Here is a 22,560-nt window from a genome sequence, read left to right on the forward strand (position 1 = left end):
TCGAAAAGTTTGTATATTTGTGTTACAATGAAAACGAAAATTCACATATCCAGGACTTTTTCATTGTCCTGCCTTTTGGCGGGAGCTATGGCACTGTTCGCCATTAGCGCACTGGCAAATAACACCCTTTTGCCCACCGATAATGAAAAAGACAAGGCGAAAAAGACCGATAACGTCCATTTCGTGTTGAATACCGCCATGCCCAAAACCAACCTCGCGCTTGACGCCGGTTACAGATTCACAGGCAGCTACAATTCAAATTTTAAGTTCACCAATACCAATGTGATCAATTTCCAGTCTGTAATGTCCTATACCAAGGGCAATACGACTTATGTTGTGCCTTACACTGTACAACCCATACAGCCTCCGGGCAACATGAACTTTCAAAAACTGCAGATTATCCTGCCGCTTAAGAAAGGCTGACCTTAACGTTTCTTCAAGTACAAATATGGGCCTATCAACAAGTTTAACAACTTCTTGATAGGCCTTTTTCTTTTTAAATATCTGTCGGGAGATGCCAGGGCATGTATCGGCACCGGCTGCCGCTCACCGGAATATAGACCGGCTTCCCGGCCGGCGCCCCGGCGCTTACTTTACTGCATCGTTTTCAGCTCTTCCGGGCTCACGATCTTATAACCCGTCTTCGGCACATCAAAGTAAGAAGCAGGAATAGGATATAACTCTACCTTGGTGGCTATTACACGCATTTTGGAGCCCGTTTTGGTCACGATCTCGAATTCCAGAGGTATCCCTTTCAGGTTAACAAACCGGCGGTTATAATGCTTATTTTCGGGCACCAGATCGGGCGTATAGTACACTTCGAAGGTAGTGCCGTCCGGCATCGTGCCAATGGTCTTTTTACAGGTGTAACCAGCGATCTGCCGGGTTTCGGCCTGGTCTTTAAACTGTACGTTCTCATACTGCTTCAACTCCTTTTCATACTGGCCCTTGTTAGCGCGGATAAGGTACTTGTTACCATGCTGGTCGATCAGCGTGGTCAGCGTTTCATCCTTACTGTTGATCAGGTAGGTGTATTTGACAATATTGAAGTCCATATCTATCCTGCTCAGCTGGCCCCGCATATACTGGGTAAGCGTGCTTCCCTCCTGCATAGCGTCCATCTGGGCACGCTCAGGCGGCAGGTCTATCTTGTAAACGATCTTAGCGTCGGAAATAACGCGTTGTGCCAGTATAGGGCTGGTTATCCACAGCAGGAAATATGTTAAAAACAACCGGTATGACATAGTCGTGGTGTGTTGGTTAGTGGTGGTGACAGCCGGTACAGGTTACCATACCAGCTTTTCTTTATGCAAAAACGCAGCTATCCCGCGTTTACAGTCTTCATGTCCACGGGTGGCAGCATTCAGTTCAGCTGCATGCTCCAGTCCGTCTTTTATAGGTAAGTCCAACACTGTGCCAATCAATTTTTTGGTCACTTTCAGGGAGTTGCCGGATGCATCGTTACATAAGCCGGCAGCCACTTTGGCTACATATTCCTTCATTTCCCCGGCAGGTACTACCGCGGTGATCAGACCATCGCGGGCGGCTTTTTCGGCGGCCACCAACCTGCCGGTCAATAGTAATTCCCGCGCCCTGCCCTCTCCTATTTTCCTGACCAGGAAAACAGCTACCAGCGCTGGTATAAACCCGATTTTCACTTCGGTATATCCCATCATGGCTTCGGGCACGGCATAACTCAGGTCGCAAACGGTCACCAGTCCACAGCCTCCGGCTACGGCATGGCCCTCCACCTGGGCTATTACTACCTTATCGAGCAAATAAATCTCCTGAAACAACTGCATCAACTCCCGCGAGTCCGCGAGGTTTTCATCATAGGTGTTTTGCTGCAACTGCTGCAGGTATTCCAGGTCTGCCCCGGCACAGAAAGCCTCTCCGTTACCTTTCAGTACAATCACTTTCACCCCTTCATCTGCGGCAGCCCGGGCAAATGCCTGCCGAAGCTCCGCTACCAGCTGGCCATTCAGCGCATTGCGTTTGTCGGGCCGGTTCAGCGTGATCGTGGCGACACGGGACGCCACCTCATATTGCAACAAGTTGAATTCCATATGGTAAAGAATTACGCAGTACGGATGGCCACCACGGTTGCCGGGTAACCATCCGTACTTTCATGAGCAATATAAGGAATAAACTTTTAATGAGTAATCTCCTGGATCACTTGTCCTACGTTGCCGCTGGGCATCTGGATATGTAACAACGCCGCCAGTGTAGGCGCGATATCTGTCATACCCACCGTACGATTGGTTTTACCAGGCTGAACACCCCATCCCATCCATACCAGCGGGATGTGTGCATCGTAAGGATACCATAAACCGTGTGTGGTACCGGTTTTGCCACCATCGATATAAGCGGGGGACAATACGATCTGAATATCTCCGCTCCGTTTGGTATTGTAGCCGTTGGTCATCATGGTGCGCATAGGTTCAGGCAGTACGGTCACCATCAGATCGCGGATAGGAAACGCCTTGGCAATGGCAGGGGATTTCTGCAGATTAGAGATGATAAACTGCTGGATATCGTTGTAGTTCTTGCCGGAAGTCTCGATCAGGTCGTGGTTCAGCCACAGCTGATAGTTGTCCACTGCTTTGATCACGTCTTTCACGCCGAACTTAGCGGCCAGCTTTTCATTCAGGTCTTTCATGGCAGCGCGGTCGTCCCAGGTGCCGCCCGGCAGTTTGTTTTCTTCCAGGAACCCTGGTACATGCGCTACGCCGTGATCGGCGGTGATAAAGAACAAGTACTGTCCTTTGCCGATATTGGCGTCCAGATACTGGAAGAACGTGGCCAGATCATGGTCCAGACGCAGGTAAGTATCTTCGGCTTCTATGGAATTAGGGCCAAACTGGTGCCCCACATAGTCCGTGGAAGAAAGGCTGATGGCCAGAAAATCGGTCACCGCACCTTTACCCATATTGTAGGCTTCCATGGCTTTTTTGGCAAATTCCAGGGTCATGGTATTACCAAAAGGAGAAGCAGCGATGGAGCTATTGGCAGCCCCGCTCAGGTCATGCGGAAAAGAGGTGCCGGTGGTGCTGTTTTTATATTTTCCTTCATACACTTTTTCATCGGCAGTACTGAGGGTGTATGTAGACGCAGGATACAGCGTGGTCCAGGGTTTGGACAGATATTGCTGAGGCCATTTTTCGTTATTGAACTGTTGTGCCCAACCTGGCAGCTCATTCATATAGTAAGAGCTGGTTACCCAGTTGCCGGTAGTGCCGTCGTACCAGTAAGCAGCGTTGGCGCTGTGGCCAGCCGGCAGAATTGCGCCGCGGTCTTTGATCGCTACGCCTACTACTTTGCTCTGGAAGTGGTTGGACAGGCGCAGTTCATCCCCGATGGTGGTCACCAGCATATTGCGTGGACTCATTTTACCGGCAGCAGAGGTACTGCCGACGGTCGTCATAGTGGTATCTTCCGCGCAGTACATGGTACGGCCTATTTCGTTGCTGTACCAGGTGTTACCGATAATGCCGTGGATAGCCGGTACCGAGCCGGTATACACGCAGGTATGGCCGCATGCGGTGATGGTAGGTGTATAGTTGATCAGTGTATTTTCGCAGGAAAAACCTTCCTGCAGCAGTCTTTTAAAGCCTCCGGCAGCGTACCTGTTGCTATAGCGGTACAGGTAGTCCCAGCGCATCTGGTCTACTACCATGCCTACGATCAGTTTCGGTTTGGCAGCTGTTTTGCTGCTTTTGGCTGTCGCCAGATGATTGAAAGGTTTTGGTGAAGTGGCCTTTTGTGCCCGGGTGCCTGTGGTGGCGATCACCAGGGCAAAGGCAAGCAGGGAGATCCTTTTCATTAGATATTATTGCTTTTTATAAGATAAACGTACTTTTGCCGGCAGAGGCCGGTAGGACTGAAGCGTTAAAATGACGCTGGCAAAAGTAATCGAAGTTTAGAAAAAGCAATATTTTAATACCTTTGTGTCCTCTTTTTATCAAAGCATTTAACTATTACATAATATAGCGTATGGATATTTTCGAGAAACTGCTGAAACACATGGGCCCCATTGGGGAGCATTCAGACAGAGCCCATGGCTATTTCGCCTTTCCTAAGCTGGAAGGAGAAATAGGCCCCCGCATGAAATTCCGGGGCAATGAAAAAATAGTTTGGAGCCTCAACAACTACCTGGGGCTGGCCAATCTTCCGGAAGTACGGGCTACCGACGCAAAGGCGGCAGCTGACTTTGGCCTTGCAGCGCCTATGGGCGCCCGCATGATGAGCGGCAACACCAACTATCACGAGCAGCTCGAGCGCGAACTGTCCGATTACATGGGTAAAGAAGATACCACACTGCTGAACTACGGCTACCAGGGCATCATGAGTGCCATTGACGCTGTTTGCGGCCGCAGAGACGTGATTGTGTACGACGCAGAATGCCACGCCAGCATCCTGGACGGCTTACGCCTCCACCCCGGCAAACGTTATGTGTTCAAACACAACGATATCGAAGATTGCGAAAAACAACTGAGACGCGCTACTGAACTGGCTAACGCACAAGGTGGCGGTATCCTCGTAGTAACAGAAGGCGTATTCGGTATGGCCGGTGATCAGGGTAAACTGAAAGAAATCGCTGCACTGAAAGATAAATTTGAATTCCGCCTGCTGGTAGACGACGCCCACGGCTTCGGTACCATGGGTAAAACCGGTGCCGGCACCGGCGAAGAACAAGGAGTTCAGGATAAAATCGACCTGCTGTTTAATACCTTCGCTAAATCCGGTGCTTCTATCGGCGCTTTCATCAGCGGCGAAAAAGCTATCATCAATTACCTGCGCTACAATATGCGCTCCCAGATCTTTGCTAAATCTATTCCGCTGCCAATCGTTATCGGCCACCTGAAAAGAGTGGAACTGATGCGTAAACACCCGGAAATGAAAGCAAAACTGTGGGAAAATGTGAATAAACTGCAGAACGGCCTGAAAGCCCGCGGTTTCAACATCGGTAAAACCAACTCCCCCGTTACCCCGATCTACCTGCAAGGTGATATTCCGGAAGCTACAGCGATGTGCCTGGACCTCCGCGAAAACTACAACATCTTCTGCTCTATCGTGGTATATCCCGTTATTCCAAAAGGCCAGATCATCTACCGCCTTATCCCAACTGCTGCTCACACAGACGAGGACATTGAACTGACACTGAAAGCTTTCAGCGAAACTAAAGCGAAGCTCGACGAGAAAGTTTATCAGGTGGCTGAAATCCCAATGGTGTAAGCCATTTACGGATTTTGAGATTTTTTTAGTTATTTATAGAGAAGGCCTCCTTGCAAATGCAGGGAGGCCTTTCCATTTATTGTAATATGCTATTTGTTTATAAAAATTTGAAACCTAGGGAGTAAAATCAAAAAATCACAACATCAAAAAATCTGTAAATATCAATAACCCAATGAACAAAATATTTAAATATTAAAATACAAAAGGGCTGAGTTTCCTCAGCCCTACTCAAATCGTTCTTTCACTAGGTGTAAAATTTCACTAAATTTTCATCAGGACATGGTAGAATATATGGTCTTCATAGAATTTGGAATAACCAAGTGATTCCAAGTATCTTATATAATAATCTTTTTTAGATTTTGCGTGTGTTCATTGTTACATTTCAAATGTAGAGCAGTTTTCTCAGTATCACATAACACAAATGTGGTATTTTGTTAATAGCTTGTTAAAGTATTACACTGCAACAATAAATCAGCTAACTGTCAAAATCCCTCTTTTTTTGCCCTTACACCAATAAATTTCCCGATTGCGTAAACGCTTCCTGCACGACAGCAGTACCTTTGCAGCCACAACTGCAAATAGTTAGTGCAACAGATAACTGATCACTATCAACCGCCGGGACATAGCACTTTCGTGCCCGCCCTGTAATCGTCACCTTTTGCAGCTGGCAAAAAAACTAATAAGGAAATTGAAGCAATACCTGCATAAACAGCTTTTCACTGTTCACCGTATTACTGGCCTCATCGTAGGCATTATGCTGCTTTTTGCCAGCATAACAGGCTCCCTGTTGGTTTTCAGCGACGAAATAGACGAAGCCCTGCATCAGGAAACTTATCATATTGCTCCCGGCACACAGCGCAAACCGCTGTTTGAGCTATTACAACAAGCCGGTCGATCCCTCCGGGGTGGTACTCCCTATCTGTTCTTCTCCCGGCTGCCACAAACACCGGAAGAACCAGCCATCATCAGGGCGGAATACGGGCCAGATCATAAAGTATACCTCTTCCTCAATCCCTACACCGGGGAGGTGGTCCACCAACATACCAACACCGGTTACTTCTCCGGCTTTCTGATATATCTGCACTTTTCCCTGCTCAGCGGAAAAACCGGCGCTAAAGTAATGCTGACCGTTGCCATGCTGCTGTTTATATCGCTCCTCACCGGCATCTGGGTATATCGGAAATCAGTAGTCAAAGTACTGACCTTCCGCCTGAAGCCTGAATGGGGCAGTCGCACCCGGCGTTGGCGCAACCTGCACCGTATAGTGGGCGTGTGGGCCCTGCTGTTCAATCTCCTCATTGCCTTCACCGGCTTTATGATGCAGCTGAAAGTACTGGACAACCGAAAAACTACCGGCCCCTTTCCCAATGTGGGCGCCCCTATTTCCGTTGATTATGAATCATTACTAAACAAAGCTTCCGCACAAATCCCGGGTTTCGAACCAATGGGCATCCGCCCGCCTAAAAAAGCCGGCGATCCGATACGTATTCTGGGCCACGCCCACGAAGCCGCTATCTGGGGCCGCTACAGCTCTGCTGTACATTTCGACGTCAACGGGCAGATAAAAAAGACCGTTAATTTCAGCCAGGCACCCTGGGGCGATAAATTCAACGCGGCCATGGCCCCGCTCCATTACGGCAACTATGGCGGCATTCCTGTTAAAATACTGTATGTCCTTCTGGGCTTAACACCCGGTATCCTTTCCGTATCAGGATTTCTGATATGGTATCGCCGGAAATACATCATTAAAAAACATCAGCTTTGAAAATGAAACAATACCTGGTACTGTGTTTACTGACACTCCTGGTTACTTTACAGACGACTGCACAAAAACTGACCGGCACCATCCGGGATACGGCACAAACAGCCGTTCCCATGCTACGTATCTATCTGGCAGGAACACAGAAACACGCGATCTCCGCCCCTGACGGTACTTTCAGCATCCAGAACATAAAACCCGGCAACTATAAACTGATCGCTACGGGCATCGGTTACAACACGCTGGAACAACCGGTTACCATCGCTGATAGCATCACCACCCTTGCACTCACGGTACAGCCATCGGACGTTGGCCTGAATGAAATAGTGGTCACCGCCAGTCGCAATAAAGAAACACTGGGCACCGTCCCTTCTTCTATTACCATCATCAGTGGTAAACAACTGCGGGAACAAAGTGCCATCACCACAGACATCAACCAGCTGCTCAGCATGAACGTGCCGGGCCTTACGCTGGGGAGCAATACCTCTACCAATAAAGGCCAAACACTGCGTGGCCGCGGTATGCTGATCATGATCGATGGCATTCCACAGTCGACCCCGCTGCGCAATGGCGATAAAGACATGCGCAGCATTGATGTTTCCGTTATCGAAAGAGTGGAAGTGATCAAAGGTTCCACCGCTATCTATGGCAACGGTGCCGATGGAGGAATCATCAACTTCATTACCATCAAAGCCAATCCCAATAAACGTTTTAGCGGCAGTACCGATATCAGCGCCAGTGGTTCGCTCACCAGCGCGGCCAATAGCCTTGGTGCACGCGTGGCGCAACAGTTCAGCGGCCGGATCAATCATTTCGACTATGTAGTAGCCGGCACCTATGAGCAAACCGGTGTCAACAAAGACGCTAAAGGCCAGGTCATAGCCCCTTTCCAGTCACTCAGCCAGAACGAAAACGTGAATCTTTTTGCAAAGCTGGGTTACAATTTCAATGAGAACAACCGGCTGGAGGTGATGTACAACTATTACCGTACCATGCAAAACAGCACTTATGTTGACTCTGGCGGTAAATTCGGACAACGCCCCATTACGGGTATCGTTGGCACTAATCCCGGGGACAAACAGGGTACGCCATATAACCACAACGCCTATGTGAATTTTACCAGCAAAAATATCTTCCGTCATACCTCACTGAATGTAAACCTGTATTACCAGGACTTTTACACCGTATTTGAATATTCCGATTTTTACGCGCCGCCCGGCAACTCTGCTATCACCTCCAAAAAAATGGGTGCCCGCGTGAACTTCAATACATTGTTCAACTTCCATCCCAATCTGCATGGCGACGTCACCTGGGGTATAGACGTACTGAACGATAAAACAGCCCAGCCACTTACAGATGGGCGTCCCTTCGTTCCTGAGATGAACATGAAAAATCTGGCGCCTTATGCACAGCTGAAGACATACCTGTTCAAAGACTTCCTGGTGAAAGCGGGCCTACGCTATGAGAACATCCGGCTCGATATTCCTGATTATACCACCATCAGGTTTGGTAACTATGCCGGCGGCGTATTCGTGAAAGGCGGCAACCTGCCTTATGAAGCGCTGGTATTCAATGCAGGCCTGCGTTATACCAGGTTCCCGGCTTTCAACCCGTTTGTCAGCTATTCCCAGAGCTTCTCCTTATATGATCTGGGCCGTACCCTCCGGCTGGCCAAGGCGGTCAGCAACGGTTCCACCAGCATCAATACCATTGAAACCAAAGCCATCATTACCAATAACTATGAAGCAGGTTTCAACAGCAACATCGGTAAATTCAATGCATCCGGCTCTTACTTCATCAGCACTTCCAATCTGGGTACCAGTCTGAAAGATGTAAATGGCGTAGCAGTACCCGAAAGAGCACCCGAGCGGGTACACGGCTTCGAACTGACAGCTGGCTATCAGTTCCTGCCCCAGCTCTCTGCCAACGCATCTTACACACACGTAGAAGGTAAAAAGGAGGTGAACGGTGTGAGGACATGGCTGCCCACTACCCGTATTACACCGGATAAGATGACCGTCAATGTGAATTATTCTCCGCTCAAACAATGGGACCTGGGTGTGTATTACATCTACTCCGGCGTGCGTAAACGTTTTGATCCTAATCCCACTACCAAAGAGTATGATCTGGGCAACGGACCCGTGGGTGATTTTTCGCTGGTGAACCTGTATACAGCTTATCGTTTCAGCCCTGCCGCTTCTTTCCGGCTGGGGGTAGACAATCTGCTGAATGCTGATTATTATCCGGTGATGTCGCAGGCGAGAGTGAGAACGGATTCTTATATCAAAGGCAGTGGCGCCCGGTTTAATCTGGGTTTCCGGTATAATTTCTAATCACGCAAAGGCGCAAAGCAGCAAAGACGCAAAGAAAAATATATAAGAAAACAAAGGAGCGAAGATCAAATGATCTTCGCTCCTTTGTTTTCTTATCATTCTTAAAAAATAATTCTTTGCTGCTTTGCTGCTTTGCGCCTTTGCGTGACTTCGTGACTATTTCAGGTGTTCTTCCACAGAAGTATCGTAGATCTGTTTCCAGTCGCTTACTTTACCCCAGTCTTCACCACCTACTTTCACGTGATCACCGGTTACGGCGCCAATTTTCACGTAACGTACAGAAACTTCTGTAGCGTCTACCAGGCCGTGCATCAGTGCTTCAAATTTCTCTTTATTTTCCGGTTTAACGGTAACGACTACACGGCTTTGGCTTTCACCGAAGAGGTAGGCGTCTTTACGGAATTTATCATTCAGTTGCAGTTCAAAGCCCAGGCCTCTTGGCATAGCGCTTTCTATCATGGTAACGAACAGACCACCTTCGCTGATATCGTGCGCGGACTGGATCAGGCCGGCTTTGTTCAGTTTAGTGATAGCCTGCTGTAACTGCAGTTCCTCTTCGAGGTTGAAGTGAGGAGCAGGGCTGTATTCGATACCGATGATTTTGTGCAGATATTCGGAGCTGTTGATATCGTTGCGGCTGCGGCCAATCATGTATACCAGGTCACCGGCTTCTTTGAAGTCGAGGGTGATACGTTGATCGATGCTGTCGAGCAGGCCCACCATACCGATAGTAGGAGTGGGATATACCGCGCCATCAGGTGATTGGTTGTAGAAGCTCACGTTACCGCCGGTAACCGGGGTATTGAACTTGCGGCAGGCTTCGCCCATACCTTGTACTGCATGGACGAACTGGTAGTAAACTTCCGGATCGTAAGGGTTGCCGAAGTTGAGGCAGTTGGTGATAGCCAGTGGTTCACCGCCGGAGCAAACGATGTTACGGGCAGCTTCCGCCACAGCGATCTGGCCGCCTTTGTGCGGATCAGCAAATACGTAACGGCTGTTACAGTCGGTCGTCATTGCCAGCGCTTTTTTGGTACCTTTTACCAGTACGATCGGAGCGTCGCTTGGTGCGTTGGTAGTGGCATTGGCAGTACCTACCATGCTGTCGTACTGGTTGTAGATCCAGCGTTTGGAAGCGATGTTAGGCAGTGCGATGATTCTTTCCGCTGCGAAGCGGGCGTGTTCTGTATCCGGAACGTTCTGAATATCGAACGCCTTCACTTTCTGGAAGTAGGCAGGTTCCGTATAAGCGCGGTGATATTGAGGAGCGCCGCCACCGAGCACGAGGCTTTCAGCAGGAACGTCCGCTTCCAGTTCACCGTTCATATAGAACTTCAGGTTGGTGTCTTTGGTTACTTCACCGATCTGAACGCAGTGCAGGTCCCATTTTTCGAAGATGTCGAGTACTGCTTTTTCCTGACCTTTTTTCACGACGATGAGCATGCGTTCCTGGCTTTCGCTCAGCAGCATTTCCCATCCTTTCATATTTTCCTGGCGGGTAGGCACTTTATCCAGCCAGATGTGCATGCCATGTTCGCCTTTGGCGCTCATTTCGGCAGTAGAGCAGGTGATACCGGCAGCGCCCATATCCTGCATACCGATGATAGCGTTGGTTTTAATTACTTCGAGGCAGGCTTCCAGCAGTTTCTTTTCCTGGAAAGGGTCACCTACCTGTACAGCCGGCAGGTCTTCCGCACTGTCTTCCGTGATGTTGGCAGAAGCGAAAGAAGCGCCGCCGATACCGTCTTTACCGGTAGCGGAACCTACGATGAAAACCGGGTTGCCTTCACCGTGGGAGGTAGCGGAAACTGTCTGGCCTACTTTTACGATACCCACGCTCATCGCGTTTACCAGCGGGTTGGTACCGTAGCAGTCTTCAAAATAAGTTTCGCCGCCTACGGTTGGAACACCGAAGCAGTTACCATAGTGACCGATACCGTGAACGATACCTTTTACCAGGTGCTGTGTTTTTTTATCATTGATATTGCCGAAGCGCAGGGAGTTCAGTGCCGCAATGGGGCGGGCGCCCATTGTGAAGATATCGCGGTGGATACCACCAACCCCGGTAGCAGCGCCCTGGAAAGGCTCAATTGCTGAAGGGTGGTTATGGGATTCTATTTTAAATACAACTGCGTATCCATCACCGATATCTACCAGTCCGGCGTTTTCCTCACCAGCCTTTACGAGGAGGCGGTCACCTTCACGTGGTAATGACTTCAGCCATACGATTGAGTTTTTGTAAGAGCAGTGCTCACTCCACATAACGGAGTACATACTCAATTCGGTAAAGTTGGGATTACGCCCTAAGATAGATTCAATTCGTTCAAACTCGTCAGCAGTAAGGCCCAGCTGTTCAGCAATTTCTACGGTGGTTTGCATGTAGTTTAAGTATAAAAAAACGAGTAATTAAAAAGAAGATGCAAACCTACAAGATTTTATGGCAAATGCCAAGAATGAGGGGTTAAAGGGCGTAAAAATGGGGATGCATTTGTCCCCGGGGCTTCAGCCCCGGGCTATGATGTTATTGGGCCATCCTGATAAGATGCTATGGGATATGGCCCATCTTCCCGGAAAGCCGGGTTTCCGGGGAAGTTCCTATCCGGGAAGCTTCTATCGATTCCCAGGTAACTATAAAACTCACCCGATAACGCCTGCATCTTCTAAAAGGCGTCTGAACAACAATCGTAGCCCGGGGCTTCAGCCCTGGGTTTTATGGGATGCATCACATGGCATCACATCAGCATTTTCATATTATAAATTTTTTAATTCATCAGTTTCAGACATCGACAACATCTTTTTTTTATTCATTTCTCAAAAAAATCGCCTTTATAAACCAAGAAATGTAATTTTTTGGTTAAAGTGAACAATTTATTTGCATTTCCAGCGACGTTGGCGTTCTTTTGTATTAAAATTATTACAGCATGCAATCGTTACGTTTCACCGCGCTGGAAGGATTAGCTGGCGTAGACACCAATCTTCCCGAACACAACGGTAAAATCACCGAGGTATTTGGCAGCAATGTTTTTGCCGGAAGAATTGTAAGAGAATACCTGAGTGACGAGGCTTATAAAAGCCTGATGAACTCCATTAAGAATGGCACTAAGCTGGAACGCAAAATGGCGGAGCAAATCGCTTCCGGCATGAAAGCCTGGGCTATGAAAAAGGGAGTAACCCACTACACTCACTGGTTTCAGCCGTTAACCGGCACCACTGCTGAAAAACACGACTCATTCTTCACCCTGAAAGGTGATGGATCTGCCCTGGAAACTTTCGACGGCGACGCCCTGGTACAACAGGAGCCCGATGCCTCCAGCTTCCCTAACGGCGGTCTGAGAGCTACTTTTGAAGCCCGTGGCTACACTGCCTGGGATCCTTCCTCTCCTGCTTTTATCCTGGAACAGGGTTATGGTAAAACCCTCTGCATCCCTACTATATTTGTTTCTTATACCGGCGAATCACTGGACTACAAAGCTCCACTGCTGAAAGCACTGGCCGCTATCGACAAAGCCGCAGTAGACGTATGCAACTACTTCGATAAAAATGTTACCAAAGTAACTCCTACCCTCGGTTGGGAACAGGAATACTTCCTGGTAGATGAAAACCTGGCTAACGCCCGTCCTGACCTGCTCATGACCGGCCGTACCGTGGTAGGTCACGCACCTTCCAAAGGTCAACAGCTGGAAGACCACTACTTCGGTTCCATCCCTGAGCGTATTTACGCGTACATGCGCGATTTCGAAGAAGAATCCTACAAACTGGGCATTCCGTTAAGAACACGCCACAATGAAGTAGCTCCTTCCCAGTTCGAATGCGCTCCTATATTTGAAGAAGTGAACATCGCAGTGGACCACAACTCCCTGCTGATGGACATCATGAATAAAGTGGCCAAACGCCACAAACTGAAAGTGCTGCTGCACGAAAAACCATTCGCTGGCATCAACGGTTCCGGTAAACACAACAACTGGAGCATGGCCACCGATACTGGTGTGAACCTGCTGGCTCCGGGCAAAACCCCGAAAACCAACCTGATGTTCCTCACCTTCTTCGTGAACACCATCAAAGCGGTACATGACTACGCCGACCTGCTGAGAGCTGCTATCGCTTCTGCCAGCAACGACTTCCGTCTGGGTGCCAACGAAGCGCCTCCTGCTATTATCTCCGTATTCTCCGGTAAATATCTCTACGATGTACTGCAGGAAGTAAAATCCCGCGTAAGCAACAAGTTCGACGAACAAGACGAGGCCATCCTCAAACTGGACCTGCACCGTCACATTCCTGAACTGATGCTGGACAACACCGACCGTAACCGTACCTCTCCTTTTGCGTTCACCGGTAACAAGTTCGAGTTCCGCGCCGTAGGTTCTACTGCCAACTGCGCCTCCGCTATGACCGTACTGAACACCATCGTGGCCAAAACCCTGACCGACTTTAAAGTGGAAGTGGACGGCCTGATCGAAAAAGGTGAGAAAAAAGAGATTGCCATCATGCAAACTCTTCGGAAATATATTGTAGATTCGGAAAAAATATTGTTCGAAGGCGACGGCTACAGCGAAGAATGGGAAAAAGAAGCCGAAAGAAGAGGTTTACAGAACATCAAAACCACGCCTAAAGCGCTGGATGCGATGATCACTCCTAAAGCCTCCAAGCTGTACTCCGAAACCGGTGTTTATACCGAAAAAGAATTACACGCCCGTCACGAGATCCTGCTCGAAGACTATGTGAAGAAAGTTCAGATCGAAGCCCGTGTAATCGGTGACCTGGCCACCAACACTATTTTACCCGCAGCTATCAGCTACCTCAATGACCTGATCAGCAATATCCGCGGACTGAAAGAAATTGGCATGGGTGAAGCTGCCTACAAAGCACAAACACAAATCGCTGCCAAAATATCTGAACACATCAATGTGATCAGTGAAAACGTTCAGGCTATGATCGAGCAACGTAAAGTGACCAACAAGTTGACCGACAGCCGCCAGAAAGCGATTGAATACTGCGAAAAAATTAAACCGTACTTCGATATTATCCGCTACCACTCCGATAAACTGGAATTCCTGGTAGATGATAAAAGATGGGCACTGCCTAAGTACAGAGAACTGCTTTTCTTGCGATAAAACCGTAAGATTGTTTTGGTGTATGATTAGCCCCGGATTTTTATCCGGGGCTTTGTTTTTTCCTGATTTCTATGTACTTTAAAGTATATCCCTGACCGTTGCCCCTCCTGCCCTTTTAACCCGTACACCCACGCCAGGAAAGCTTTTCCTCACCCAAAATCAATATACCCATGAAAAAAAATCCATTGGGCCTGCTACTGTATTGCACCATCTTTACCGCCCTGTTCCTGACTGCCTGCCTCAAACCCAACGGCCCCATCGTAGTCCCCGGACATCCCACCGTCAGGATTACGCTGCTGAAAGAACTGGACCCGCTGTATGCCGACTCGTTCCGGCTGTACTACAACAGCCAGGGCAACCCCACCAGGATTATCCCTACCCTGGTAGGCACAGGCAGACCTATGTGGCTGTTCCGGTACGACAACCAGCAGCGGCTGGTCGCCAGAATCGGCTCCTACAGCTCTTTAGAAACCTTTGAAATGGCCCATCGTTATGTGTATGACGCCGCCGGCCGCATTATCAGGGACACTGCATATGTCTTCGGTACGTTTGACACGACCGTCACCCCGGTCGGCATTGGCGGCCAGCGCCTCCGTACCACCACCTATCAGTATGATAGCCTTAACCGCATCATCCGGGCAGTGGCCACTGAGATGCCTACGCATCCGCCCGTCTTCCGGAGCACCATTGACTATTCCTACAACAGCAGCGGTAACGCCTGGAGAATACAAAACATCACCGAAGAAATTACCGCAATGGGCATACAACCAGATACGACCATCGTCTATCCGGTATATGACAACAAAATCAATTTCCGCCGGCTGCATCCACTGTGGCAGTTCATCGACAGAGATTACAGCCGCAACAACCCGAACCAGGTAGTGAGTTACAATTCCTACGGACTGCCGCTGGAATTTCCTGCACCACCGTATCCGCAGAGTTCTTATGTACTGGGCATTCCGTTTCACCACACTGCTATCCGCTACCAGTAACCACCTTAAAACAGAAAAGCTCCGGAGACATCTCCGGAGCTTTTCCAATACAGTGCACTTTCTTACACCAGTTTGAAGGTTTCGGTAAACTTGGTCGTAAAGTTGCCTTTACGGAAGTCTTCGTTGCGCATCAGCTGCTGATGGAAAGGAATAGTTGTTTTAACGCCTTCAATCACGAACTCGCTCAGGGCACGTTCCATCGTGTTGATGGCTTCCTCACGGGTTTGCGCCATGGTGATGATTTTAGCCACCATAGAGTCATAGAACGGAGGGATTACATAACCGGCATAGATATGGGAATCCACGCGTACGCCGTGGCCGCCCGGAATATGCAGGGTAGTGATTTTGCCCGGAGAAGGACGGAAATCATTGTACGGATCTTCCGCATTGATACGGCACTCGATAGCGTGCATCTGCGGCGTATAGTTTTTACCGGAGATAGGAATACCGGCAGCGATCTTGATTTGTTCCTTTACCAGGTCAAAATTGATCACCTCTTCTGTCACACCGTGTTCCACCTGGATACGGGTGTTCATTTCCATGAAGTAGAAGTTGCGGTGTTTATCTACCAGGAATTCGATGGTACCTACGCTTTCATAGTTAATGGCGCTGGCAGCTTTGATAGCCGCTTCGCCCATTTTCTCGCGCAGTTCCGGTGTCATGAAAGGAGAAGGAGATTCCTCCACCAGTTTCTGGTGACGGCGCTGGATAGAGCAGTCCCTTTCAGACAGGTGGCATACTTTGCCATATTGGTCACCAGCAACCTGGATTTCAATGTGACGGGGCTCTTCCACGAATTTCTCCATGTAGATACCGTCGTTATTGAAAGCAGCGCGGGCTTCATTTTTAGCCATGTTATAGGCATTTTCCAGTTCGCTCTCGTCCCATACCACACGCATACCTTTACCACCGCCGCCGGCAGTAGCTTTCAGGATAACGGGCAAGCCCATTGCTTTAGCGAGGGTTTTGGCTTCTTCAACGCTCTGGAGCAGGCCTTCAGATCCCGGGATTACCGGTACGCCGGCAGCAATCATGGTTTCTTTCGCAGTCATCTTGTCGCCCATTTTGCGGATCATCTCCGGAGTGGGGCCGATGAATTTGATACCATGTTCGCCACAGATTTCGGCAAAACGCGCGTTCTCCGCCAGGAAACCATATCCCGGGTGGATAGCGTCTGCGTTGGTGATCTCGGCGGCAGCCATGAGGTGAGGGATGTTCAGGTAAGATTCGCTGCTTTGTGGTTTACCAATACACACAGCTTCATCCGCAAACTTCACATGCAGGCTGTCTTTATCTGCAGTAGAATAAACTGCTACCGTTTTGATACCCATTTCCTTACAGGTACGGATAATCCGAAGGGCAATCTCACCACGGTTGGCAATCAATATTTTTTTAAACATTGTTTTCCTTATAAGTTGATATAATAGCTAAGTAGCAGGCAGCCATTAGTTCTTAGTAGTTAGCCTTTAACCCTACAAAAAATCTGTCAGAGGCTAAAGGCTAACTGCTGAGCACTAATGGCTGTTATTACGGTTCTACTAAAAACAAAGGTTGATCGTATTCTACCGGAGTGGCATCGTCAACAAGCACTTTGACGATCTTACCGCTTACTTCACTTTCGATTTCGTTGAATAACTTCATCGCTTCAATGATGCATACTACCTTGCCGGCAGCAATTTCATCACCTACGTTCACGAAAGGAGCTTTATCAGGTCCTGCTGAACGGTAGAAGGTACCGATCATAGGAGATTTGATAGTAATCAGGTTATCTGCTTTGGGAGCAGCTGGTGCGGCTGCTGCAGGTGTTGCTGCTGCCTGTACCGGGGCGGCGGCCGGAGCTACCGCTGCTACCGTCTGAATCGGCGCTGCGGCCGCAGGAACAGCGATTACCTGTTGTACTTCGTTGTCTTTCTGTTTTATTGTAATCTTGAACTTGTCCTGCTCAATGCTCAGTTCACTGATATTTGATTTGTTGATCATTTTTACCAGTTCCTGAATCTGTTTAAAGTCCATGTAGACAGTTTTTGGTTTATAATTTATGAACGTATATGGTCCTTTACCGGACAACCGGGGCCGCCCTGAGGCAGCCCGGTAGCCAGATAAATAATTTCAGAGAATGAATTACGCCTTTACTCTTTCGATGTATTCGCCGGTTTTGGTATTCACACGGATCTGTTCTCCCTCATCCACAAACAACGGCACCATGACAGTAGCACCTGTCTCCACAGTAGCAGGTTTCAGGGTACGGGTAGCCGTATCACCTTTTACACCTGGTTCTGAATAAGTTACTGTTACCACAATTTTATCAGGCAGTTCTACCGCCATGTACTGTTCAGTTTCAGTATTGATCTGAACCATTACTTCCTGGCCTTCTTTCAGGAACTGAGGAGCGTCGATGGCCTGTTCTGCCATAGCAATCTGCTCAAACGTCTCGTTGTCCATGAAATTGTAACCGGTGTCATCCTTATATAAAAACTGGAATGCCTTTTTCTCAATACGAACCGGGAAAATGGTATCGCCGGAGTTCCAGGTGTGCTCTATAGAACGGCTATTATCAACGCCCTTCAATTTAGCCCAAACTTTTGCTGCAGCACGGGCGGTTTTGTTTTGACCAAACTCTACAACAGAATACAAACTGTTATCCAGCTTGATAATTAATCCTGTTCTGATATCTGCGGTGGTAGCCATAAATAGGTTACTGATTTTAAGTTAAAAATTTATACGGATTGCAAAAGTAGAAATTTTTGCATATGAACGAACACTAAATTCCTAAAATTAGGCAGATTAGTCTCTTTTCGACCCAATTTTCGTCTTTTTTCTCCAATAAATGACATTAAAGGGCTAAATTGAATTTTAAATCAAGCAAATTCATAATAGTATGCGTCAGTTTTTATTATTTGTATTGTGTTGTGTGCCAATGTTTATGAAGGCTCAAACTACCACCCCTTCCAAACCGGCCTATTTGCAGTATCCCATCGTCCCGGCGTTCCCGATGATCCTCACCGATGGCAATACCTTTACTAAAAATGATCTCCGCAAAAACGAAAAGACCATGGTGTTTGTTTTCAGTGTGGATTGTGACCACTGTAAACACCTGACAGAAGAAGTGCTGAAAAACATCGATAAGTTCAAAAATGTACAGATTCTGATGGTAACCCCCTTTAAGGTAGAGCAGATGAAGGAATATTATGATCACTATAATATCAAAAAGTACCCCAACATTATTATGGCCAGCGAACCTACCCGTCAGATCATGTATTTCTACGACCTGCACTACTTCCCGGGACTTTATCTGTACGATAAAAAACAACAGTTCATCAAAGGATTTGAGGGCACCGTTAAACTGGACTCACTCGTACATTACCTGGCCAGTCGCCCGCTGAAATGGCAATAAACACGGCGGCCGGATCTGATCCCGAATCATTACATTTGTTTATTATAATCATTCTTCACTTTTAAAGCTATCGACAAAATGAAAGTTACAGTAGTAGGAGCTGGGAATGTGGGCGCTACCTGCGCCAATGTGCTGGCCCATAGAGATTTTCTGCAGGAAGTGGTTTTACTGGATATTAAGGAAGGAACAGCTGAAGGAAAGGCGCTGGACACCTGGCAGCAGGCTCCCATTGATTATTACAGCACCAAGGTGACCGGCGTTACCAACGATTACGCCAAAACTGCCAACAGTGATGTCGTTGTCATCACCTCCGGCCTTCCCCGCAAACCCGGTATGAGCCGCGATGACCTGATTTCCACCAACGCCAATATCGTTAAATCAGTCACTGAAAATATCACCAAACACTCACCAGACGCTATCATCATCGTTGTCAGCAACCCGCTGGACGTGATGACCTATTGCGCTTACCTCACTGCTAAAAAAAGCAGCTCCAAAGTATTCGGTATGGCCGGCATCCTCGATACCGCCCGCTACCGCGCTTTCCTGGCAGATGAAATCGGATGTTCCCCTAAAGATATTCAGGCCATCCTGATGGGCGGCCATGGAGACACCATGGTACCCCTCCCCCGTTATACCACCGTAAGCGGTATCCCGGTAACTGAACTGGTAGCTGCCGACAAACTCGATGCTATCATCCAACGCACCAAAGTAGGTGGCGGCGAAATCGTAAACCTCCTCGGTACTTCCGCCTGGTACGCTCCCGGCGCCGCTGCTGCTCAGATGGTGGAAGCCATCGTGAAGGACGAAAAACGTATCTTCCCCGTTTGCGCATGGCTTACCGGCGAATACGGACTGAAAGACATCTACCTGGGCGTTCCGGTTGTACTGGGTAAAAACGGTATCGAAAAAATACTGGAACTGCAACTCAATGCCGACGAAAAAGCACTGCTCAATACTTCTGCCCAACACGTGAAAGAAGTAATGGACGTCCTGGATAAAATGCAGTCTGCTACTGCTTAACCTGTATCCAAACATTATCACGGATTACAGCAACCGAAAATATTTTTTTCGCTGCTGTAATCCGTTGTCATTTATAAAATCAACTCCCATCACCGGGAAAAATACCTTTCACTACCCCGCAGCGAATGTTAACCAGTGTTAAAAAAGATTCGTAATTTTGATTAGAGCCTGCATAAACTGGTATAAATGAAATACTTCCAAATCGAACGGGCACCATTTCGCTAACTCATAGCAACAGCGTATGTCAAATCTTGAAAAACTAATCACACAAAAAAATTTCGGAGATGAACATCAGCGGGGACTCGTGAGCCTCATCTTCATCGGCAACTGGATCACCTCCCGCCATCAGCAGTTTTTCAAACGTTACGACATCACCATGCAGCAGTACAATATACTGCGCATCCTTCGCGGACAACACCCCAAAGCAGCCAGTATCAATGTGTTGAAAGACCGTATGCTCGACAAAATGAGCGATGTGTCGCGCCTCGTGGAAAGACTGCGCAAAGCAGATCTGGTGGAACGTAAAAGTTGTGAACTCGACCGAAGAGCAGTAGACGTAAAAATCACTGCCAAAGGCCTGGAACTGCTCAGCGCCATCGATACAGAAATCAGTCACCTCAATGACATGTTCAAAGCACTAAACGAAAAAGAACTCAGTCAGCTGAATAAACTGCTGGACAAAATGCTGGAAGCGTATCACTAAATTTCTTCCAGATAATTCAGGTCTTTCCCGAAAGTTTCTTCAATTTTCCAGGCTGCAACCATCGCAATACCGATACATACCACGGCTACGACTGCACCGCTCTGCAGAAAAGTAAAATAACTTTGTACCTGCACAAACAACAGGGATATCAGGGGTAACATGCCCCGCGCAAAATTAGGTACGGTAGTGGCCACCGTGGCCCGCAGATTGGTACCAAAACTCTCGGCTGCAATAGTGACAAAAATGGCCCAGAAACCAACACTGAAACCAAGAATAAAACAAACAGTATAAAACACCCAGGTGGCTGCCCCAAACATATTCAGGTACACGGCCACCATGGCTCCCGTCAACGCCAGGAACACCAACATCACTTTACGCCGGCTTTTCCACAACTGACTGAGTAAACCGGAAGAGAAATCACCCAGGGTAAGTCCTGCATAACAGAAAGCCACGGCATCACCCGGGCTAATGGCGCCGGCTACATTCATTTCCTTCGCAAACTTATTGGAGAAAGCAATCAGGATACCTACCACAAACCAGGTAGGTGCCCCTAACAGGATACATTTCAGGTATTTGAGAAACCGGTCCCGGTTGGTAAATAAGGCATGAAAACTCCCCCTGGCCGTAGTGGAAGTACGTACGGCATTAAACATATGTGATTCCATCACACTTACCCTCAGTATCAGCAAACACAGGCCCAGACCACCCCCTATGAAATAACAGATACGCCAGTCGCCCACCAGTTTAGCGATCAGATTGGCAGCTACTGCCCCCGAAACGCCCACTGTGGCTACAATCATGGTACCATAACCACGCTTTTCTTTTGGCAGGATCTCCGATACCAGTGTAATGCCAGCTCCCAGTTCTCCCGCCAACCCAAAGCCGGCAACGAAACGCCATAAAACATATCCGTTGATGCTATGGACAAAACCATTGGCAATATTGGCCACGGAATAAATGAGAATGGAACCGAACAGCACACTCAAACGCCCTTTTTTATCACCGATAATACCCCAGACAATGCCGCCTATCAACAAGCCGAGCATCTGAATATTAATCAGCAACAGGCCGGCGCCGGCGTCTATTTCATTTTGTGGCAATCCCAGTTCCTTCAGGCTGGGAACACGTACGATGGTAAAAAGAAGCAGATCATAGATATCTACAAAATAACCCAGTGATGCAACGATCACGGCGATGTTAAAGATAGAAGCCGGGCGGCTATCAGTTTTCATGTGGAACTTTGGTTGATAAAATAAATAACGGTTAAAATAAAAAAAATGGGCCAGTTACAGCCCATTTTTCAAAAATTCTTATAAAGTTGTATCGGAGGTATTGGTCACTTCCGATTGGTCCGGATCAGGATGATGTTTCACTTTTCCGGAAATCAGTTTAATAATCACCGGTAATGTAGTGATCACAATGATCACGAGTATGATCAGCTCCAGGTGGTTTTTCAGATTGGGAAAGAATTTGTCCAGATAGTGGCCTGCCAGCATCATGGAAAATACCCAGGAGAAGGAACCAATCACATTAAACAGCATGAACTTCTTTCTGTCCATCTGCACCATACCTGCCACAATGGGAGCGAAGGTGCGGATAATGGGAAGGAAACGGGCCAGGAAAATAGCGCCGCCACCGTATCTCACAAAGAAGTCATGCGCCTGATGCAGGTGTTTCTTTTTGAAGAAGAAAGTATCTTTCTTTTTAAATAACAGGGGACCGGATTTATTGCCAAACCAGAAGCCTACCATATTACCCAGTACGCCAGCCAGCGCAATCAGCAGCATCACAACAAAAAACGGCATATCGAAGAAACTCCGGCAGAGATCTGCACTGTATATGCCTGCTACAAAGAGCAGGGAATCGCCGGGAAGAAAGAAGCCAATAAATAAACCGGTCTCCGCAAAAATAATCGCCAGTAACAGGTACAGGCCTCCGTGTTCAATAATCCACGAGGGATTAATGAGGTGTTTAAAAAACTCTAAAATCTGGTCCATGCTAATAAATTCTGTT

The 22,560-nt window shown here is 48.1% G+C and carries 19 protein-coding genes; 10 read left to right on the top strand and 9 right to left on the bottom strand.

All coding sequences use genetic code 11. The features are described 5' to 3' along the window. Positions 1 to 27 precede the first annotated feature (27 nt). Positions 28 to 423 carry a hypothetical protein gene (locus ICL55_RS18715; RefSeq protein ID WP_188100010.1) on the top strand — a complete coding sequence of 132 codons (396 nt, stop codon included), beginning with the start codon at positions 28 to 30 and terminating at the stop codon, positions 421 to 423. 170 nt (positions 424 to 593) lie between these two features. Here ICL55_RS18715 and ICL55_RS18720 read toward each other — a convergent pair whose 3' ends face one another. The 3 genes from ICL55_RS18720 to pafA form a co-directional block, all read right to left on the bottom strand. Further along, complete coding sequence (locus ICL55_RS18720; protein ID WP_168871787.1) at positions 594 to 1,244, bottom strand: hypothetical protein; 651 nt, start codon at positions 1,242 to 1,244, stop codon at positions 594 to 596. Between the two features lie 42 nt (positions 1,245 to 1,286). Further along, positions 1,287 to 2,066, bottom strand: a complete 780-nt coding sequence (locus ICL55_RS18725; RefSeq protein WP_188100012.1) for an enoyl-CoA hydratase/isomerase family protein — start codon at positions 2,064 to 2,066, stop codon at positions 1,287 to 1,289. Positions 2,067 to 2,152: 86 nt separating this feature from the next. Continuing rightward, a complete protein-coding gene (gene pafA / locus ICL55_RS18730) occupies positions 2,153 to 3,823 on the bottom strand; it encodes an alkaline phosphatase PafA (protein WP_188100014.1) in 1,671 nt (556 codons plus the stop codon). Between the two features lie 170 nt (positions 3,824 to 3,993). On the opposite strand from pafA, the gene ICL55_RS18735 reads away from it, so the two are divergent. The 3 genes from ICL55_RS18735 to ICL55_RS18745 all read left to right on the top strand — a co-directional run bounded on the left by ICL55_RS18735 (position 3,994) and on the right by ICL55_RS18745 (position 9,327). Beyond that, entirely contained in the window at positions 3,994 to 5,235 is a 1,242-nt protein-coding gene (locus ICL55_RS18735) for an aminotransferase class I/II-fold pyridoxal phosphate-dependent enzyme (protein ID WP_169228485.1), read from the top strand. 688 nt (positions 5,236 to 5,923) lie between these two features. Beyond that, positions 5,924 to 7,000 carry a PepSY-associated TM helix domain-containing protein gene (locus ICL55_RS18740; protein ID WP_188100016.1) on the top strand — a complete coding sequence of 359 codons (1,077 nt, stop codon included), beginning with the start codon at positions 5,924 to 5,926 and terminating at the stop codon, positions 6,998 to 7,000. A 2-nt stretch (positions 7,001 to 7,002) separates the two neighbouring features. Then, entirely contained in the window at positions 7,003 to 9,327 is a 2,325-nt protein-coding gene (locus ICL55_RS18745; protein WP_188100018.1) for a TonB-dependent receptor, read from the top strand. A 156-nt stretch (positions 9,328 to 9,483) separates the two neighbouring features. Here ICL55_RS18745 and purL read toward each other — a convergent pair whose 3' ends face one another. After that, positions 9,484 to 11,706, bottom strand: coding sequence for a phosphoribosylformylglycinamidine synthase subunit PurL (purL, locus tag ICL55_RS18750; RefSeq protein ID WP_188100021.1), 2,223 nt, complete (start codon positions 11,704 to 11,706; stop codon positions 9,484 to 9,486). Positions 11,707 to 11,764: 58 nt separating this feature from the next. Between purL and ICL55_RS18755 the strand changes: the two genes are divergently transcribed. The 3 genes from ICL55_RS18755 to ICL55_RS18765 all read left to right on the top strand — a co-directional run bounded on the left by ICL55_RS18755 (position 11,765) and on the right by ICL55_RS18765 (position 15,430). After that, positions 11,765 to 12,190 (top strand): hypothetical protein, encoded by a 426-nt coding sequence (locus tag ICL55_RS18755; RefSeq protein WP_188100023.1) that lies wholly within the window; start codon positions 11,765 to 11,767, stop codon positions 12,188 to 12,190. Between the two features lie 58 nt (positions 12,191 to 12,248). Beyond that, a complete protein-coding gene (locus ICL55_RS18760; RefSeq protein WP_188100025.1) occupies positions 12,249 to 14,438 on the top strand; it encodes a glutamine synthetase III family protein in 2,190 nt (729 codons plus the stop codon). Between the two features lie 170 nt (positions 14,439 to 14,608). Further along, positions 14,609 to 15,430: a hypothetical protein gene (locus ICL55_RS18765; protein WP_188100027.1), complete on the top strand. Its 822-nt coding sequence runs from the start codon at positions 14,609 to 14,611 to the stop codon at positions 15,428 to 15,430. Positions 15,431 to 15,492: 62 nt separating this feature from the next. Here the strand turns inward: ICL55_RS18765 and accC are convergent, their stop codons facing one another. From accC to efp, 3 genes are all read right to left on the bottom strand, one after another. Continuing rightward, complete coding sequence (gene accC, locus ICL55_RS18770) at positions 15,493 to 16,830, bottom strand: acetyl-CoA carboxylase biotin carboxylase subunit (RefSeq protein ID WP_188100029.1); 1,338 nt, start codon at positions 16,828 to 16,830, stop codon at positions 15,493 to 15,495. 127 nt (positions 16,831 to 16,957) lie between these two features. Next, complete coding sequence (accB, locus tag ICL55_RS18775; RefSeq protein WP_188100031.1) at positions 16,958 to 17,443, bottom strand: acetyl-CoA carboxylase biotin carboxyl carrier protein; 486 nt, start codon at positions 17,441 to 17,443, stop codon at positions 16,958 to 16,960. 108 nt (positions 17,444 to 17,551) lie between these two features. Then, the gene (efp, locus tag ICL55_RS18780) at positions 17,552 to 18,118 is read right to left on the bottom strand and encodes an elongation factor P (RefSeq protein ID WP_188100033.1); all 567 of its coding nucleotides are present in this window, start codon (positions 18,116 to 18,118) and stop codon (positions 17,552 to 17,554) included. Positions 18,119 to 18,353: 235 nt separating this feature from the next. On the opposite strand from efp, the gene ICL55_RS18785 reads away from it, so the two are divergent. The 3 genes from ICL55_RS18785 to ICL55_RS18795 all read left to right on the top strand — a co-directional run bounded on the left by ICL55_RS18785 (position 18,354) and on the right by ICL55_RS18795 (position 20,547). Next, complete coding sequence (locus ICL55_RS18785) at positions 18,354 to 18,824, top strand: peroxiredoxin family protein (protein ID WP_188100035.1); 471 nt, start codon at positions 18,354 to 18,356, stop codon at positions 18,822 to 18,824. 78 nt (positions 18,825 to 18,902) lie between these two features. Beyond that, positions 18,903 to 19,844, top strand: a complete 942-nt coding sequence (mdh, locus tag ICL55_RS18790) for a malate dehydrogenase (RefSeq protein ID WP_168871774.1) — start codon at positions 18,903 to 18,905, stop codon at positions 19,842 to 19,844. A 241-nt stretch (positions 19,845 to 20,085) separates the two neighbouring features. After that, positions 20,086 to 20,547 (top strand): MarR family winged helix-turn-helix transcriptional regulator, encoded by a 462-nt coding sequence (locus tag ICL55_RS18795; protein WP_188100037.1) that lies wholly within the window; start codon positions 20,086 to 20,088, stop codon positions 20,545 to 20,547. Here the strand turns inward: ICL55_RS18795 and ICL55_RS18800 are convergent. Further along, on the bottom strand, positions 20,544 to 21,779 hold the full coding sequence (locus tag ICL55_RS18800; protein WP_188100039.1) for an MFS transporter: 1,236 nt from the start codon (positions 21,777 to 21,779) through the stop codon (positions 20,544 to 20,546). The two genes, ICL55_RS18795 and ICL55_RS18800, sit on opposite strands and share 4 nt — an antisense overlap. A gap of 78 nt (positions 21,780 to 21,857) precedes the next feature. After that, positions 21,858 to 22,544, bottom strand: coding sequence for a DedA family protein (locus tag ICL55_RS18805; RefSeq protein WP_188100041.1), 687 nt, complete (start codon positions 22,542 to 22,544; stop codon positions 21,858 to 21,860). Between the last annotated feature and the right edge of the window lie 16 nt (positions 22,545 to 22,560).

The sequence above is a fragment of the Chitinophaga varians genome (assembly GCF_014529945.1).
Taxonomy (GTDB): Bacteria; Bacteroidota; Bacteroidia; order Chitinophagales; family Chitinophagaceae; genus Chitinophaga; species Chitinophaga varians.